Raw genomic sequence first — 15,769 nt, 5'->3', positions numbered from 1 at the left:
ACCGCGCGGCAATCGCCCGCGCGATGCGGCCTCGCGCCGAGCTGGCATGACGTTTGCGTCAGGGTTTTCCAGGTCCTGGCCGCGATTCACGAGATCGGTCGGGCAGCCGCAGTCCCACCTGGAGTTCCCGCCCATGCACGTCGCCCTCAGCCCCACGGCCGTTCACCCCCGAGCCGCGCGCGCCCTCCATCCACAGGCCAGCGATACCGCCGCCTTGCCACGACTGGAGCGGGCGCCGATCGAGATCCTCAAGCTGTCGTCCCGCGACCTGCAATGGCTGCCCGCGCTGACCCACCTGCTGATCGACAACGTCCATCTCGGCGCGACGCTGGGTTTCCTGGCGCCGCTGTCGCGCTACCAGGCGCTGGACTACTGGCATGGCGTCTTCGCGCGACTGGGCCAGCACCACATGCTGTGGATCGCCTGCGAGTCCGAAGGTCCCGGCCGGCTGCTGGGCGCGGTCCAGCTCTCGCTGTGCCCGCTGGCGAACGCGCACCACCGCGGGGAGGTCCAGCGGCTGATGGTGCATAGCGAGGAACGCAGCCGCGGCGTGGCGGGTCAGTTGATGTCGCGGCTGGAATGCGCGGCGGCGACGCAGGGGCGCTTCCTGCTGCAGCTCGAGACCTGCGCCGATTCGCAGGCCGAGGCGGTCTTCGCGCACCTCGGCTGGCAACGTGCCGGCCAGATCCCGGACCACTGCCATGGCGCCGAAGGCCAGCTGCAGACCGCGGTGCTGTACTACAAGCGCCTGCCGCACCTGGTCTGAGCCCGCGCCCGGTCCGAGCCCGCGCCTGGACGACGGTCGGCGCGCCTCACCCGGCGCCGACCAGCCCGGCCAGCAGCGCCTCCACCCGCTTCGCCCGCGAGACCGCGCCGCCGAGCGCCAGCCCGTCCTGCTCCAGCATCACCAGCCCGTGCAGGCCCGACCACAGCGCGGCGGCGCGCGCGGCGGGCAAGGCGGCCGGCGCGATCAACGCGTCCAGGCCCGTGATCAGCGCCTCGCGCAACGCGACCGGCGTGTCGAGCATCAGCAGCCGGTAGTCGTGCGGATGCTGCAGGCCCCAGGAGACGAAGGCCCGCGCCACCGCGGCCGCCTCGCCGCCGGGCGCCGCGCCGTCGACCGCGCCCTGCAACCGCGTCAGCACCGCCTGCAGGCTGTCCTGCGCGAGCCGCGCGAGCAGCTCGCCCTTGTCGTGGAAGAAGCTGTAGAGCGTCGCGTGCGAGTACCCGACCGCCGCGCCCACCTCGCGCAGCGTCAGCGCCTCGGCGCCGCGCTCGGCGAACAGCTCCCGCGCGGCGGCCAGGATGCCGGCTTCCAGCGCCTGCTTGTGCGCCGCGCGACGCTGCTGCGACGCTGTCGGCGGCAGCCCCGCCTCGTCTGACGGCGCCAGCGCGTTCGCGCCCTCGGCGCCTGCATCGCTCATCGCCTTGCGCTGCGCCTGTCGCTTGAGCGGCCCTTCCGGCTTGGCCACCTTCTGCCGCATGCGCGGTTGCGGCTTGGCGGCCGGACGCGCGTCGGCCGCGCCCGCCGGGCCGGCCTGCACGACGCCCGCGGTGGGGTGCAGGCCCTTCGGACCGCTCGGGCGCGGATCCGGCAGGGGCGCTCGACCGCCGCTTGTCGATTTACTGACCATTGGTTAGGATTTGATCATTGGTTCAAACGAAGCCTGAACAATGCCACAAACACCTGCGATTGGCCAACCCGCCGCACCTTGCATCGCCATTACCCTGGAGGCCGTGTCGGTCGACCACCCCGACGCGGCACTGCTGATGCACCAGCTCAACCAACGGTTGGCATCGCTCAGCGGTGATTCCGGCGCGAGCCGCTTCGAGGCCGCCTCGATGCCCAAGGGGCGCTCGGTGTTCCTGGTGGCTCGCGGCGACGGCGGCGCGCTGCTTGGCTGCGGCGCGGTCCGGCCGCTCGCGCAGGCCGGCGAAGCGCCGGTGGCGGAACTCAAGCGGATGTTCGCGCGCGACGGCACGCGCGGCGTCGGCGCCGCGCTGCTGGCGGCGCTGGAGCGCGAGGCGATCGCCATGGGCTACCGCGCGCTGTGGCTGGAGACGCGCCGCGTCAACGAACGCGCGCTGCGCTTCTACCGGCGCCATGGCTATTCCGAGATCCCCCGCTATGGCGCCTACGTCGATCGCCCCGACGCGGTGTGCCTGGGCAAGCCCCTGCGCGTCGCCGCGGCGACCGCCTCCTCCCCGCTCCACCAGGAATCCCCATGGAACTGATCTACCTCCGCGGCACCGACCGCGACTGGATGCCCGCGCTCGGCGAGCTGTTCTTCGACGTCATCGACGGCGGCGGCTCGCTCGGTTTCCTCGAGGACATCGACGAGGCGCAGATGCGCGAGTACTGGGAGGGCGTCTTCGACCAGCTCGGCCCGCGGCACCGCCTGTGGGTCTGCCGCGATGGCGACCGGGCGCTCGGCACGGTGCAGCTGTCGATCTGCGGCAAGCCCAACGGGCGCCATCGCGCCGAGGTGCAGAAGCTGATGGTGCATCGCGACGCACGCCGGCGGGGCGTGGCGGCGCAGTTGATGGCCGCGCTGGAGCGCGTCGCGCGGGACGAGGGTCTGCGGCTGCTGGTGCTCGACACCGAGGTCGACTCGCCGGCCGAGACCTTCTATCGCGCGCAGGGCTTCCAGCGTGCCGGCGAGATCCCGGACTTCGCCACCAGCCCGCAGGGCGAGCTGCGCGGCACCGCGCTCTACTGGAAGCGCCTGCCCTGACGCGATGCGCGTCAGCGGTCAGCGCGACAGCCGCATCAGCTTGCCGCCGTCGGTGACGATGAGCAGCGCGCCGTCGCTCGCCTGGATCAGGTCGCGGAAGCGCTCGCCCAGGTCGCCGAACATCTTTTCCTTGGCCGTCACGGTCTCGCCGTTGATCGCGATGCGCCACAGCGCCGTACCCGCCAGCGATCCCGAGATCAGCTGCCCGCGCCATTCCGGGAACATGCTGCCGGTGTAGAACACCAGGCCGGCCGGCGCGACCGAGATCGGCGTCCAGGTCGTCAGCGGTTCGACGTAGGTGGGGGCGTGCGTGCCGCCGCCGATGCGGCAGGCATCGCCCACCGGCGAGCCGTACGGGCAGCCGTAGCTCTTGACCGGCCAGCCGTAGTTCTTGCCGGCGCGCGCGATGTTGAGCTCGTCGCCGCCCTGCGGGCCGTGCTCGGTGATCCACAGCTCGCCGGTCTGCGGATGCAGCACCGCGCCCTGGATGTTGCGATGGCCGTAGCTCCAGATGCCGGGCCGCGCGCCGCCGGCGAAGCTCGGGTTGTCCGACGGGATGCCGCCATCGCGGTTCACGCGGATCACCTTGCCCAGCGTCTGCTGCAGGTCCTGCGACGGGCTGCCCTTCATGCGCTCGCCGGTGGTGATGTAGAGCGTCTTGTCGCGCGCGAAGACCAGGCGCGAGCCGTAATGCCCGCTGCCGTCGACCTTCGGCGACTGCCGGAAGATCACCTGCACGCCGGTCAACGCGTCGCCCTCGAGCCGGCCCCGCGCCACGGTCGTGCCGGCCTTGCCGGCTTCGCTGCCGCTGCCGGCCTCCGCGTAGGCGAAGTAGACCCAGTTGCTGCCGGCGGTCCCGAAGTCCGGATCGATCGCGATGCCCAGCAGGCCGCCCTGGCCGCTGTCCAGCACCGGGGGCACGCCGGAGAGCGTGGCCTCCGTCCGGCCGGCCGCGGACAGCCGCACGATCGCGCCGCCCTTCTGCGTCACCAGCAGCCGGCCGTCCGGCAGTTGCGCCAGGCCCCAGGGGCGGTCCAGCCCGCTGTTGAGCGTCTGCAGCGTCGGCGCCGCGGCACCGCCGCCGGGCTGCGACGGCACGGCGGTGTCTTCACCGCCGCTGCCGCCACCGCCGCAGGCCACCGCCGCCGCGGCGACGGCCAAGGTCGACATCCATTCCGCCACGCTCATGTCCGCTCTCCTGATCCGGGTGAAAGGCCGCGGCCCCGGCGGCCGCGTCACGATGCCGTGAAGTCCGGGAGTCTAGGCGTCCCGCGCGTCGGTGCGACCGGGCGCGCGCATCGGCCCCGCCGTCGTCGATGTCGATGTCGATGTCGATGTCGACCTGCGCGCGGGGCAATCGGCGTGCTCCCGCCGCGTCCTGCGCCCCGAGGCCCGGATGGCCCTGGCCTTGTGCGGGCCCGGCGCTTCCTCTACGCTGGCCGCAATCCGGCTCCAGACCCACGTCCAACTCTTCCCGAGAGGAGCGAGCCATGTGCCCCAGTCCCACCCCTGACTTGGAAGGCGCCCCCGCCGGCAGCCCAGGCAGCGCCGCGGTGCCCCAGCATCCCGGCATCGCGGCGATCCGCACCCTGGCGCTGGCCGGCCCGGCCGGCGCCGGCAAGACCTCGCTGGCCGAGGCCCTGCTGCTGAAGGCCGGCGCGATCAAGAGCGCCGGCAGCATCGAGAAAGGCAGCACCGTCAGCGACCACGACCCGCTGGAGAAACGGATGCAGCACTCGCTGCAGGCGGCCCAGATGCACCTGCTGCACAACGGCCTGCGCGTCCACCTGCTCGACACCCCGGGCGCGCCCGACTTCATCGGCCAGGCGCTGCCCGCGCTGGAGGCGGTCGAGTCGGTGGCGATCGTCGTCAACGCCCAGAACGGCCTGGAGCTGATGGTCAAGCGGATGATGGAGGCCGCCGCCGGCCGCGGGCTCACGCGGCTCATCGTCGTCAACAGGATCGACGCGCCCGGCGTCGACGCGCAGGCGCTGCTGGGCCAGTTGCAGGAGGCCTTCGGGCGCGAATGCCTGCCGCTGAACCTGCCGGCCGCGGGCGGCACGCGCGTCCAGGACTGCTTCTTCGGCTGCAGCGGCGACAGCGACTTCGGCTCCGTCGAGGCCGCCCACCGGGCGCTGGTGGAGCAGGTGGTGGAGGTCGATCCGGACTTCGTCGACCGCTACCTCAATGACGGCGACGTGCCGGCGACAGAGCTCCACGCGCCGCTGGAGCAGGCCTTCCGCGAGGGCCACCTGATCCCCGTGTGCTTCGTCTCCGCTCGCACGGGCGCCGGCGTGGCGGAGTTGCTCGACGTCATCGAGAAGCTGCTGCCCAACCCCTACGAGGCCAATCCGCCGCAGTTCCTGCGCCGCGAGGGGGAGGAGGCCGAGCCGCTGGTCATCACCATGGATCCGGCCCGGCACGTGGTGGCGCACGTCTTCAAGATCCAGTCCGACCCCTACCTCGGCAAGCTGGCGATGCTGCGCGTCCATCAGGGCACGCTGCGCAGGAACGCCCAGCTCTACGTCGGGCATGCGCGCAAGGCGGTGCGGGTGGCGCATCTGTTCATGCTCCAGGGCAAGGAGCATGTGGAGATCGAGCAGGCGCTGCCCGGCGACCTGTGCGCGCTGGCCAAGCTCGAGGAGCTGCATTACGACGCGGTGCTGCACGACGCGCCGGAGGACGAGCACCTGCACCTGGCGCCGGTGGCGCTGCCGACGCCGGTGCATGGCATCGCGATCCGGCCCAGCCGCCATGGGGACGAGCAGCGGCTGTGGGAGGTGCTGACGCGCCTGGTCGAGGAGGACCCCTGCCTGCGCCTGGAACGCGGCGGCGACCAGGACGGCCTGGGCGCGCAGGGCGGCGAGACGCTGGTCTACGGGCTGGGGGAACTCCATCTGCGCGTGCTGCTGGAGCGGCTCAAGGAGATCTACAAGTTCGACGTCCAGACCCAGCCGCCGCGGATCGCCTACCGGGAAACGATCTCGGCCAAGGCGGAGGGGCATTACCGGCACAAGAAGCAGACCGGCGGCGCGGGCCAGTTCGGCGAAGTCTGGCTGCGCATCGAGCCGCTGGCGCGCGGCGCCGGCTTTGAGTTCCGCGACGAGGTCAAGGGCGGCACCATCCCCGGCCAGTTCATGCCGGCCGTCGAGAAGGGGGTGCGCCAGGCCCTCGCCCAGGGGGTGGTGGCCGGCTACCCGGTGGTGGACCTGCGCGTGACGGTCTTCGACGGGAAACACCATTCGGTGGACTCCAAGGAAATCGCCTTCATCACCGCCGGCAAGAAGGCGCTGATCGCCGCGGTGCGCGAGGCGCGCCCGGTGGTGCTGGAGCCGATCGTGCAGGTCGAGATCAGCGCCCCGGAACACGCCACTGGCGACATCACCGGTGACCTGGCGTCCCGGCGGGGCCAGGTGCTGGGCACCCGCGCCAGCGTGCCGGGGCAGATCGGCGTCGAGGGACTGGCGCCGCTGGCGGAGCTCAGCGCCTACCAGAACCGCCTCAATGCGATGACCAGCGGGCAGGGGCGCTACACGATGGTGCTGTCCCATTACGAGCCGGTGCCCCCCAACACGCAGGCCCAGTTGGCGGCCGGCTACCACCTGAAGGACGAGGAGTAGTCCCCCGTCCGCCGGGGATCGTCGGAGCGCCACCCCCTGCGACGCGGGGGCCGGCCGGAGGGGGCGGGCCAGGCGTTTGTGAACGAAGCTTTATCATTGCGGGATGTGTTCCGCCCCCCGCGATGTCGCGCAGATCCGCCTGGACAACGCGATGCGCTTGTTCGACGAGTTCGTCGCCGCGACGATCAAGCATCCCGATGCCGCCGCCCTGCGCGGCCTGGAGCGCCGCTTTGCCGAGCGCCTGCAGATCCAGCCCAGCTACTGGAGCCAGATCAAGAGCCGTTCGCGCCAGATCGGCGAGCGGCTGGCCCGCCAGTTCGAGCAGCTCAGCCACAAGCCCAACGGCTGGATGGACCAGGAACACGGGGCGCTGGACACCGCCGCCGCGGGCCCGAGCGGTATCTCCCAGAGCAACGGGGCTTTATCAAGCGCGCACCGGCCGGCCGCGGCGGACAACTCCCCCAGCCTGCCGCAGGACGATGACGAGCGCTTCATCGTCGGCCTGGTGCTGACCTACTACCGCCGCCATCCGCAGCGAGCCCGCACCCGGCTGCTCGACCTGCTGGGCGAGGTGCTGACCCCACCCGCTCCAAATGCGCTGCCCGCGCCCGCACCGCGGGCAGCCGCGCCGGCGACCTCCGACGTCGACGACTGGCGCAAGCTGCAGCAGAGCATCGCGCCGCTGAAGCCGAAGAAGCGCTGAGCGCGCGCCCGGCGGCGTCGCGCCGGCAATCCTTTCGACGTCCCTCGCCCCTTCCGTTCCGCCTTCCGTCCCGCCTGGTCCTCGGCCCTCGGCGTGCCGGAGGTGTGCGCCTGCGCGCGTAACCGCTGCCGCCCCGCCGCCGAGGCGCTGGCTCCCGGCGCGGCGTCGTCCCGTCGCCGAGGGACAACGCCAGATAAAAACCGCTTGCGCTTGATAATCAGATGTTTATCATCTGCGCAACTTTGGAGCCCCCGCCGCAACGGCCGCGCAATTGGCGCCCGTCCCGGGACCGAGGCGCTCCCCTTTCCCTTCCGTCCCGTCCGTCATCACAGGAGGCTGCCATGGCCCAGTTCATCACTCCCCGTCCGCGTCTCGCAATGACACCGCGCAAGCCGCGCAATCCCTTCGTGGCCCTGAGCCACGGCCGTTCAGCGGGCCGTCACGGCCCCACCGCCGGCGGTCGACGCCAGCAGGAACAGCAAGCCCTGAAGCGCGCGCTTCAGCGGCACGACGACTTCAGCCCTTGAACGGGCCGCCTCCGACGGATCGGGACGTCTTCCCGGTCCGGCGCAGGCCGCCCAGGGAGACAAGACATGCAAGAGATCACCTTGATGCCGGGCCGCATGCATGGCCTGGCCCGCCAGCAGACCCTGCGGGGCTGGCTGGCGATCCTGCTGCTGGGCGCCGGCGGGCGCCTGATCAGCTGGGCGTGGCAGGTCGCTCCGGCGCCCCGCCGCGATGAACCGGCCACCGGGCTGGAGTTCCACGGCGACGCCGACGGCGCCGGCCGGCTCTACGTCGACGGCCAACTGCAGGGCACCCTCGCGGGTGTGCAACGGCTGTGATGCCGGTCTGGCTCGCGGTCGCCGTGGCCGCGGTGGGGATCAAGCTCGCGGGCGCCGAGCCGATATACGATGAACGATCACCGTGTATCGCCGCCCGCGCGGCGACCTCGCTTCATGACCCAGAGCGTTCCGCCCGCTGCCTCTGCCCCGTCCGGGAGCGGAGCGGGGAATCCGCCGGTTCCCCCGCCGTTCCAGCCGCTGACCCGGCCCTTGCCGGACCTGGCGGCGTGGACGGCGCACCTGCGCGGCATGGAGATCCCGGTGCTGGCCAGCACGGCCGAGCAACTGGAGATCTGGCGTGCCAATGAGGACGCGGTCGACGCGCACCTGCTCGGCGAGATCCTGAGCAAGGATCCGCTGATGACGCTCAAGCTGCTGGCGCATGCCGCGTCGCAGCGCTCCAGCCGGCTGCTGACCGACACCGAGACGGTCACCGCCGCGCTGGTGCTGATGGGCATCACTCCCTTCTTCAAGGCCTTCGGCGCGCAGCCGACGGTCGAGCAGCGGCTGGCCTCGCGCCCGGACGCGCTGGCCGGCGTGCAGCGGGTGCTGCACCGCGCCGAGCGCGCCGCGCGCTTCGCGCTGGGCTTCGCGGCGCACCGCGCGGATCCCGATGCCGCGGTCATCCACAGCGCCGCGCTGCTGCACGATTTCTCCGAGATGCTGCTGTGGTGCGAGGCCCCCGACCTCGCGCTCGAGATCCAGCGCCGCCAGCAGGCCGATCCGGCGCTGCGCAGCGTCGCGGCGCAGCGCGCGGTGCTCAACATCGAGCTCGGCGACCTGGAACAGGCGCTGATGCGCAGCTGGCACCTGCCGGAGCTGCTCGCCCACATCGTCGACGACAAGAAGGCCAACGATCCGCAGGTCCGCAGCGTGACGCTGGCAGTGCGGCTGGCGCGGCATACCGCCCAGAGCTGGGAGAACCCCGCCGTGCCCGACGACCTGATCGAGATCGGCGCGCTGATGAACCTCTCGCCCGCCCACACGCTCAAGCTGGTCCACGAGGTCGACGGGGTGCTCTGAACCGCGGTGCGGCGGCGGATCGCCGCGACGCCATCGCATGGGCGCTGCATCGGCGCCGCATCGGCGTTACGCTGCGCGCTCCGACAGCATGCGACCGACGCGAGGAGACACCATGGCCGGCCCCGACCGCGAGTTCTGGCAACAACGCTTCGAGACCGGGCAGACCGGCTGGGACCGCGGCGCGCCGCATCCCCAGCTGGCCGCGTGGTTGGCGGACGGGCTGTTGCCCACCGGCGCCCGCATCGTCGTGCCGGGCTGTGGTCGCGGCCACGAGCTGTCGGTGCTGGCCCGCGCGGGATTGGACGTGATCGGGCTGGACTACACGCCGGCGGCGGTGGAAATCGCCCGGGCCGCGCTCAAGGAGGCCGGTGTGCCGGGGCGTGTCGAGCAGGCCGATGTGCTGGCCTGGCGGCCCGATCATCCGGTGGACCTGATCTACGAGCAGACCTGCCTCTGCGCGCTGCATCCCGACCAGTGGACCGGTTATGCCGAGCAGCTGCAGCGCTGGCTCAAACCCGGCGGCCGACTGCTCGCCCTGTTCATGCAGGCGCGCCGCGACGAGTCCGAGCACGGCCAGGTCATCGGCCCGCCCTACCACTGCGACATCAATGCGATGCGGGCGCTGTTCCCGCAGGCCTTGTGGAAATGGCCGGCGCCGCCCTACACGCAGCGCCCGCACGAGCGGGGCTGGTTCGAGCTCGCGGTGGTGCTGGAACGGCGCTGAGCGCCGCTGCTACCTTCAGACCGGCAGCGCCGTCGTGTCCTTCAGCCGGTCCAGCACGAAGCTGGTCTTGCAGTCCTGCACGCTCGGGTGGCGCAGCAGCGTGTCGCTGATGAAGCGGGCGTAATGGCTCATGTCCTCGACCAGCACCCGCAGCAGGTAGTCCATCTCCCCCGTCAGGGCGGCGCATTCCACCACTTCGGGCCAGGTCTGGACCGCCGCGCGGAACAGGTCCATCGGCGTGCGCTTGTGGCTTTCGGTGTGCTTCTCCAGGCGCACGTTGATGTAGGCCGTCAGGCCGAGGCCCACCCGCTCCGGGCTCACCAGCGCCACGTAGGCGGTGATCACGCCGCCTTCCTCGAGCCGCCTCACCCGCCGCAGCACCGCCGACGAGGACAGGTTCACCTGCGCCGCCAGCGCGTCGTAGGTCATGCGGCCGTCGGCTTGGAGGGCGTGGAGGATGCGTCGGTCGATCGCATCGAGCTCGATCTGCTTGTCCATCCCGTGATTCTTGCAGGATTCCTGCGCCATCCCTCTTTCGGGCGCCTTGGATCGCAAAAATCCTGCGCCCCCCTCCCCCTACAGTGACGCCATCGCATTCCTGACCAGATCCCCTTGACGGGGTAGCGGAGACAAGCATGGCATTCACCCCCTGGGACAACCCGATGGGCACCGACGGCTTCGAGTTCATCGAGTTCGCCGCGCCCGATCCCGCGGCGCTGGGCGCGCTGTTCACCTCGATGGGCTTCGTCGCCGTCGCCCGCCATCGCCACAAGGATGTGACGCTGTACCGCCAGGGCGACGTCAACTTCATCATCAACGCCGAGAAGGACGCCTTCGCCCAGCGCTTCGCGCGCCTGCATGGACCGTCGATCTGCGCGATCGCGTTCCGCGTCAAGGATGCGGCCTTCGCCTACCGCCGCGCGCTGGAGCTCGGCGCCTGGGGCTTCGACAACAAGGCCGGCCCGATGGAGCTGAACATCCCGGCGATCAAGGGCATCGGCGACTCGCTGATCTACTTCGTCGACCGCTGGCAAGGCAAGAACGGCGCGGCGCCCGGCGAGATTGGCAACATCAGCATCTACGACGTCGATTTCGTGCCGCTGCTCGATGCCGAGGGCAAGCCGGTGCAGTCCACGCCCAAGGGTCATGGCCTGACCTACATCGATCACCTGACCCACAACGTGTTCCGCGGACGGATGAAGGAATGGGCCGAGTTCTACGAGCGCCTGTTCAACTTCCGCGAGGTCCGCTACTTCGACATCGAGGGCAAGCTCACCGGCCTGAAGTCCAAGGCGATGACCAGCCCCTGCGGGAAGATCCGCATCCCGATCAACGAGAGCAGCGACGACAAGAGCCAGATCGCCGAATACCTGGACCTGTACCACGGCGAGGGCATCCAGCACGTGGCGCTGGGAACCGACGACATCTATCGCACCGTCGAAGGCATGAAGGGCACCGGCGTGGTCTTCCAGGACACGATCGACACCTACTACGACCTGGTGACCAAGCGCCTGCCCGAGCACAACGAGGACCTGGACGAACTGCGCCGCCTGCGCATCCTGATCGACGGCGCCGCGCACCAGGGCGCGCCGCACGAGCTGCTGCTGCAGATCTTCACCAAGGAAGTGATCGGCCCGATCTTCTTCGAGATCATCCAGCGCAAGGGCAACGAAGGCTTCGGCGAGGGCAACTTCAAGGCCCTGTTCGAAAGCATCGAACTCGACCAGATCCGCCGTGGCGTGCTCAAGGCGGACGCTTGATGGTCCGGGATGTCGGCCGGCCTCGCCGCGCTGACTTCCCACTGACGCGATCCTGATTCAACCCGCCCGGCTCACCCGCTGGGCGGTGTTCATTTGGGCCGGCTCATCGAGCAGGGCCAGCGCCCGCTCGAAGGCCTGCGGCTCGAACACGAGCTGCAGGTGGCCACGCGCCGGCAGGTGCAACACGCGAGCCCCGGGCAGCACCGCCGTCTCCGCCGGGAAGACGATCTGGTCGCAATGGCCGTAGAGGCAATCGAAATGGCTCGCGACCTGCGGCGGCTCCTGGCGCGCGAGCTCGTTCAGCCATTCCGAATCGCCGCGCATCTGGCGGGCGTTCTCGGTGGTGCCCAGCTTCGCCAGCAGCGTGCCGTGATGCGGCGTGCCCAGCGTCAGGATGCGATGGATACGGTCGAAGGGGTGGCCCTGGCTGTGCCACCAGGCGCGCGCGCTCAATCCCCCCATGCTGTGGGCAACGATGAGCGGCGCCAGGCCGGTCCGGTCATGGAGCGCGCGCATGGCGGCGTCGACCTGCGGCGCGTAGCGGTCGATCGAACCGAAGGCCGGCTCCTGGGTGAGCGCGATGAACGGCGTCCCGCGCGCCCGCAGGGCCTTCATCCATCCGTTCCACAGGCCGCGATTGCAGCTGTAGCCGTGCAGGAACACGACGCCGCGGCGGCCGCGCGCCTGCGCTGGCGGCGGCAGGAAGTCCGGCTCGCGATGTTCGGCCCAGGGCTGCTGCCAATTGAACACCCTCGTGACCACGACAACCTCGCGCCACCAGGCCTGTAGCAGGTCGCCCAGCGGCGCGGTCGGCAGCCCCGGCGCGGGCGGGACGAAGCGCAACACCAGGAAGTGGGGGAGCATCGCCAAGGGCGGCCCCGCCACGAAAAGCGCGAGCAGCGCCAGCCCTACCCAAGGCCCCCAGTGACTGCCGGCCCACAGGCTCAACAGCGGTCCAACGATCCAACGAAACAACGAGGTGAGGCGCTGCAGCCTGCCGTTCATCCGGGCTCCCGATCAAAACGACGAGTGTAGGCGCGGGCTGGACCAGGGCGTCGCTTCGGAAAACTCTGCGCATGGACATGCCTGGCCAAGGAATGGCGACCGGTTGTCCCTCACGTGACGAGGTGGCCTAGGGCATCCCCGCTACGACGCCTTCGCGCCAGCAGCCAGCATGGACAGTTCCTCAGGGGCGCGCCCCTCCGACACATCAAGAACGCGACGAGGAGACATGACTGCAACCACCGCACCGACCGCCGCGACGCTGGCGACCGCCCCACCGGCCGCGAAGCCCTGGCTGAAGAACTACCCACCGGGCGTCCCCGCGGAGATCCAGGTCGACGTCTATCCCTCGTTGGTGGCCCTGCTCGAGGAGGCATTCCGCAAGCATGCGCGCCGCGACGCGGCCGCCTGCATGGACCAGCGCCTGAGCTTCGCGCAGGTCGACGAGCTGTCCGCGGCGCTGGGCGCCTGGCTGCAGCAGCGCGGCCTGGTCCGCGGTGCGCGCGTGGCGATCATGATGCCCAACGTCCTGCAGTACATGGTGACCATCGCCGCCATCCTGCGGGCCGGCTTCGTCGTGGTGAACGTGAACCCGCTGTACACGCCGCGCGAGCTGGAACACCAGCTCAAGGACTCCGGCGCCGAAGCGATCATCGTGCTCGAGAACTTTGCCAAGACGCTCTCGGAGGTGATCGACCGCACGCAGGTGAAGCATGTGGTGTTGACCGGCCTGGGCGACATGCTGGGCTGGTGGCGTGGCCCGCTGATCAACTTCGCGGTCCGGCACGTGAAAAAGATGGTGCCGGAGTTCCGCCTTCCGCTGACCGGCGGGCGCAGCGTCTCCCGCTTCAATCAGGCGCTGGCGCAGGGCGCGGCCATGTCGCTGAAGCCGGTGCAGGTCGGCCCGGACGACCCCGCCTTCCTCCAATACACCGGCGGCACGACGGGCCTGTCAAAGGGCGCGACCCTGCTGCACCGGAACATCGTCGCCAACATCCTGCAGAGCGAAGCCTGGTTCGCGCCGATGCTGAACAAGCTCGGCGACAAGCCCCTGACCATCGTCTGCGCGCTACCGCTGTATCACATCTTCGCGCTCACGGCCTGCTACATGCTGGGCGCGCGGATGGGGATCATGAATCTGCTGATTCCGAATCCCCGCGACATTCCGGGGCTCATCGCGACGCTGCGCAATTACCGCGTGAACATGTTCCCCGCGGTCAATACCTTGTTCAATGCGCTGGCCAACGATCCCGCATTCGCCAAACTCGATTTCAGCGAGCTGGTGATCTCGAATGGCGGCGGCATGGCGGTGCAGCAGGCCACTGCGGAGAAATGGGCGCGCATTACCGGCTGCCCTGTCGTCGAGGGCTATGGGCTTTCCGAGACCTCTCCGGTGGCGACGGTGAATCGCCTCGACCTGGCCCAGTTCAATGGATCGATCGGCTTGCCCGTGCCCAACACCGAGATCGCAATCCGCGACGACAACGGCAAGGATCTACCGATCGGCGAGCGCGGCGAGATCTGCATCCGAGGTCCGCAGGTCATGGCTGGCTATTGGAATCGTCCCGAAGAAACCGCGCAGGCGATTGGACCGGATGGATTCTTCAAGACCGGGGACATTGGTGTGATGGATGCGGAGGGATTCACCCGCATCGTGGATCGCAAGAAGGACATGATCCTGGTCAGCGGCTTCAACGTGTATCCCACCGAGATCGAACAGGTCGTGAACCTGCATCCCGGCGTGCTCGAGTGCGCGGCGATCGGCGTTCCGGATCAGCACTCCGGCGAGGCGGTGAAGCTGTTCGTCATCAAGAAGGATCCGGCGCTCGCCGAGGAGGACCTCGCCGCCTATTGCCACAAGCAGTTGACGGGCTACAAGCGGCCGAAGTACATCGAATTCCGCGATGAGCTGCCCAAGACCAACGTCGGCAAGATCTTGCGACGCGAACTGCGGCAGTGATGGGCGCCTCGCGCGGTGACGGCTGCGGCGCTTGCGTGTTGCCGTCGGGTGTCTCCGTCCTGGAGCGGGGTTGGCTCTCGTCCAACAACGTCGTGCTCCATGGCGCATCCCCGGAGGAGGGCGCAGTCCTTGTCGACACCGGCTACGCCAGCCATGCAGAGCAGACCCTCGCTTTACTCGATGCCAGCTTGCTGCCGGCTGAGTCGCTGCGCCTGATCGTCAATACGCATCTCCATTCCGACCATTGCGGAGGGAATGCGTTGATCGCGCAGCGGCATGGGTGTCCCATCCTCATTCCCCCGGGCGAATACGCGGCGATCTCGACCTGGGACGAGGAGGCGCTGAGTTACCGCTCGACCGGCCAGCGCTGCGATCGGTTCACGCCAGCGGGAAAGCTCACGCCCGGCCAAGTGCTTCGTCAGGGAGGAAGGGATTGGCATGTCCATGCCGCGCCGGGGCACGACCCGCATTCGGTGATCCTGTATGAACCATCCAGCGGGACGCTGCTGTCCGCAGATGCGCTGTGGGAACGGGGCTTCGGAATTGTCTTTCCGGAACTCGATGGCGAAGACGCTTTCGAGGAAGTGGCTGCCACACTCGACATCATCGAACGGTTGAAACCCGAAATCATCATTCCCGGTCACGGGGCGCCATTTACGGACATCGCCAAGGCCATCGGAATTGCACGCGAGCGCTTGGACTACTTTCGACGGGAACCTCATCGCCACGCGGTGCACGCGGTGAAGGCCCTCACTGCGTTTCATATGCTTGAGGTGGTTCACAGTACCCGCGACGCGTTGCTCGCCTGGCTGGTATCAACGCCCATCTTTGTGAGTACTTGGCGACGATTCTTTCCCGACCGGGACCTGCTCCATTGGTCCAATGAACTGGTGGACCAGTTGATCGCGGCAAAGATCCTCGGAGCTTCGAGCACAAACGGCTCAGTGATGCTTCAAATCTCTAAGGCATGAGCGCCGAAAGCAGCCAGAAACTTTGCTACGTCCAAAAGCAAAAAACCCCTCGACTGTTTCCAATCGAGGGGTTTGCCGGATATTAGCCTGACGATGACCTACTTTCACACGGGAATCCGCACTATCATCGGCGCTGAGTCGTTTCACGGTCCTGTTCGGGATGGGAAGGGGTGGGACCGACTCGCTATGGTCATCAGGCTTGACTGGTTGGCTGCTGCTCGTCGGGAAGACGCGGCAGCAAGCCCAATTCGGTAGAGTCGAGATCAGCTTTTGATTTGATTGCGTCTTCAGCCTTGAAGAACGGTTTTGATCGATGTTGTTTCGATCTGCGTGACACCTGTCTTTGAAGTCGATGGGACTGTCAAAGTTATAGGGTCAAGCCGCACGGGCAATTAGTACTGGTTAGCTTAACGCATTACTGCGCTT

The 15,769-nt window shown here is 69.0% G+C and carries 16 protein-coding genes and 1 rRNA gene; 12 read left to right on the top strand and 5 right to left on the bottom strand.

The features are described 5' to 3' along the window. Positions 1–133 precede the first annotated feature (133 nt). Entirely contained in the window at positions 134–766 is a 633-nt protein-coding gene (locus BM393_RS00085; protein WP_091719753.1) for a GNAT family N-acetyltransferase, read from the top strand. Positions 767–812: 46 nt separating this feature from the next. On the opposite strand, the gene BM393_RS00080 is transcribed toward BM393_RS00085, so the two are convergent. After that, positions 813–1,634, bottom strand: coding sequence for a TetR/AcrR family transcriptional regulator (locus BM393_RS00080; protein ID WP_091719747.1), 822 nt, complete (start codon positions 1,632–1,634; stop codon positions 813–815). Between the two features lie 103 nt (positions 1,635–1,737). Between BM393_RS00080 and BM393_RS00075 the strand changes: the two genes are divergently transcribed. Next, a complete protein-coding gene (locus tag BM393_RS00075; RefSeq protein ID WP_254783148.1) occupies positions 1,738–2,235 on the top strand; it encodes a GNAT family N-acetyltransferase in 498 nt (165 codons plus the stop codon). Further along, complete coding sequence (locus BM393_RS00070) at positions 2,226–2,735, top strand: GNAT family N-acetyltransferase (RefSeq protein ID WP_091719742.1); 510 nt, start codon at positions 2,226–2,228, stop codon at positions 2,733–2,735. The genes BM393_RS00075 and BM393_RS00070 overlap by 10 nt, the downstream gene beginning before the upstream one ends. A gap of 18 nt (positions 2,736–2,753) precedes the next feature. On the opposite strand, the gene BM393_RS00065 is transcribed toward BM393_RS00070, so the two are convergent. After that, a complete protein-coding gene (locus BM393_RS00065; RefSeq protein WP_091719739.1) occupies positions 2,754–3,923 on the bottom strand; it encodes a PQQ-dependent sugar dehydrogenase in 1,170 nt (389 codons plus the stop codon). Between the two features lie 302 nt (positions 3,924–4,225). Here BM393_RS00065 and fusA point away from each other — a divergent pair, with 302 nt between their 5' ends. The 6 genes from fusA to BM393_RS00040 all read left to right on the top strand — a co-directional run bounded on the left by fusA (position 4,226) and on the right by BM393_RS00040 (position 9,650). Further along, on the top strand, positions 4,226–6,355 hold the full coding sequence (gene fusA / locus BM393_RS00060) for an elongation factor G (RefSeq protein WP_091719736.1): 2,130 nt from the start codon (positions 4,226–4,228) through the stop codon (positions 6,353–6,355). Positions 6,356–6,458: 103 nt separating this feature from the next. Further along, positions 6,459–7,058: a hypothetical protein gene (locus BM393_RS00055; protein WP_091719733.1), complete on the top strand. Its 600-nt coding sequence runs from the start codon at positions 6,459–6,461 to the stop codon at positions 7,056–7,058. 341 nt (positions 7,059–7,399) lie between these two features. After that, a complete protein-coding gene (locus BM393_RS24975; protein ID WP_141225176.1) occupies positions 7,400–7,585 on the top strand; it encodes a hypothetical protein in 186 nt (61 codons plus the stop codon). Between the two features lie 66 nt (positions 7,586–7,651). Further along, entirely contained in the window at positions 7,652–7,903 is a 252-nt protein-coding gene (locus BM393_RS00050; protein ID WP_091719730.1) for a hypothetical protein, read from the top strand. Between the two features lie 210 nt (positions 7,904–8,113). Beyond that, complete coding sequence (locus BM393_RS00045) at positions 8,114–8,926, top strand: HDOD domain-containing protein (RefSeq protein ID WP_254783146.1); 813 nt, start codon at positions 8,114–8,116, stop codon at positions 8,924–8,926. Positions 8,927–9,038: 112 nt separating this feature from the next. After that, complete coding sequence (locus BM393_RS00040) at positions 9,039–9,650, top strand: methyltransferase domain-containing protein (RefSeq protein ID WP_091719721.1); 612 nt, start codon at positions 9,039–9,041, stop codon at positions 9,648–9,650. Positions 9,651–9,665: 15 nt separating this feature from the next. On the opposite strand, the gene BM393_RS00035 is transcribed toward BM393_RS00040, so the two are convergent. After that, a complete protein-coding gene (locus tag BM393_RS00035) occupies positions 9,666–10,148 on the bottom strand; it encodes an Lrp/AsnC family transcriptional regulator (RefSeq protein ID WP_091724875.1) in 483 nt (160 codons plus the stop codon). 137 nt (positions 10,149–10,285) lie between these two features. Here BM393_RS00035 and hppD point away from each other — a divergent pair, with 137 nt between their 5' ends. Further along, positions 10,286–11,410 carry a 4-hydroxyphenylpyruvate dioxygenase gene (hppD, locus tag BM393_RS00030; protein ID WP_091719716.1) on the top strand — a complete coding sequence of 375 codons (1,125 nt, stop codon included), beginning with the start codon at positions 10,286–10,288 and terminating at the stop codon, positions 11,408–11,410. 57 nt (positions 11,411–11,467) lie between these two features. Here the strand turns inward: hppD and BM393_RS00025 are convergent, their stop codons facing one another. Continuing rightward, positions 11,468–12,274 carry a triacylglycerol lipase gene (locus BM393_RS00025; protein ID WP_254783353.1) on the bottom strand — a complete coding sequence of 269 codons (807 nt, stop codon included), beginning with the start codon at positions 12,272–12,274 and terminating at the stop codon, positions 11,468–11,470. A gap of 367 nt (positions 12,275–12,641) precedes the next feature. On the opposite strand from BM393_RS00025, the gene BM393_RS00020 reads away from it, so the two are divergent. Then, complete coding sequence (locus tag BM393_RS00020) at positions 12,642–14,372, top strand: long-chain-fatty-acid--CoA ligase (protein ID WP_091719710.1); 1,731 nt, start codon at positions 12,642–12,644, stop codon at positions 14,370–14,372. Continuing rightward, complete coding sequence (locus BM393_RS00015; RefSeq protein ID WP_091719707.1) at positions 14,372–15,343, top strand: MBL fold metallo-hydrolase; 972 nt, start codon at positions 14,372–14,374, stop codon at positions 15,341–15,343. The genes BM393_RS00020 and BM393_RS00015 overlap by 1 nt, the downstream gene beginning before the upstream one ends. 85 nt (positions 15,344–15,428) lie before the next feature. Here BM393_RS00015 and rrf read toward each other — a convergent pair. Next, positions 15,429–15,541, bottom strand: a 5S ribosomal RNA gene (rrf, locus tag BM393_RS00010). Between the last annotated feature and the right edge of the window lie 228 nt (positions 15,542–15,769).

The sequence above is a fragment of the Mitsuaria sp. PDC51 genome, from assembly GCF_900113225.1.
GTDB lineage: Bacteria > Pseudomonadota > Gammaproteobacteria > Burkholderiales > Burkholderiaceae_C > Roseateles.
Note: the sequence above shows the minus strand (reverse complement) of the source record. Positions and strands in the feature narration are given on the sequence as shown.

What these genes read in the sequence shown, in the direction of transcription:
- BM393_RS00015 (WP_091719707.1), top strand. Translation starts at nt 14,372, where the DNA reads ATGGGCGCCTCGCGCGGTGACGGCTGCGGCGCTTGCGTGTTGCCGTCG.
- BM393_RS00065 (WP_091719739.1), bottom strand. Translation starts at nt 3,923, where the DNA reads ATGAGCGTGGCGGAATGGATGTCGACCTTGGCCGTCGCCGCGGCGGCG.
- BM393_RS00025 (WP_254783353.1), bottom strand. Translation starts at nt 12,274, where the DNA reads ATGCTCCCCCACTTCCTGGTGTTGCGCTTCGTCCCGCCCGCGCCGGGG.
- hppD (WP_091719716.1), top strand. Translation starts at nt 10,286, where the DNA reads ATGGCATTCACCCCCTGGGACAACCCGATGGGCACCGACGGCTTCGAG.
- BM393_RS00020 (WP_091719710.1), top strand. Translation starts at nt 12,642, where the DNA reads ATGACTGCAACCACCGCACCGACCGCCGCGACGCTGGCGACCGCCCCA.
- BM393_RS00080 (WP_091719747.1), bottom strand. Translation starts at nt 1,634, where the DNA reads ATGGTCAGTAAATCGACAAGCGGCGGTCGAGCGCCCCTGCCGGATCCG.
- BM393_RS24975 (WP_141225176.1), top strand. Translation starts at nt 7,400, where the DNA reads ATGGCCCAGTTCATCACTCCCCGTCCGCGTCTCGCAATGACACCGCGC.
- fusA (WP_091719736.1), top strand. Translation starts at nt 4,226, where the DNA reads ATGTGCCCCAGTCCCACCCCTGACTTGGAAGGCGCCCCCGCCGGCAGC.
- BM393_RS00035 (WP_091724875.1), bottom strand. Translation starts at nt 10,148, where the DNA reads ATGGACAAGCAGATCGAGCTCGATGCGATCGACCGACGCATCCTCCAC.
- BM393_RS00085 (WP_091719753.1), top strand. Translation starts at nt 134, where the DNA reads ATGCACGTCGCCCTCAGCCCCACGGCCGTTCACCCCCGAGCCGCGCGC.
- BM393_RS00055 (WP_091719733.1), top strand. Translation starts at nt 6,459, where the DNA reads ATGTGTTCCGCCCCCCGCGATGTCGCGCAGATCCGCCTGGACAACGCG.
- BM393_RS00050 (WP_091719730.1), top strand. Translation starts at nt 7,652, where the DNA reads ATGCAAGAGATCACCTTGATGCCGGGCCGCATGCATGGCCTGGCCCGC.
- BM393_RS00070 (WP_091719742.1), top strand. Translation starts at nt 2,226, where the DNA reads ATGGAACTGATCTACCTCCGCGGCACCGACCGCGACTGGATGCCCGCG.
- BM393_RS00040 (WP_091719721.1), top strand. Translation starts at nt 9,039, where the DNA reads ATGGCCGGCCCCGACCGCGAGTTCTGGCAACAACGCTTCGAGACCGGG.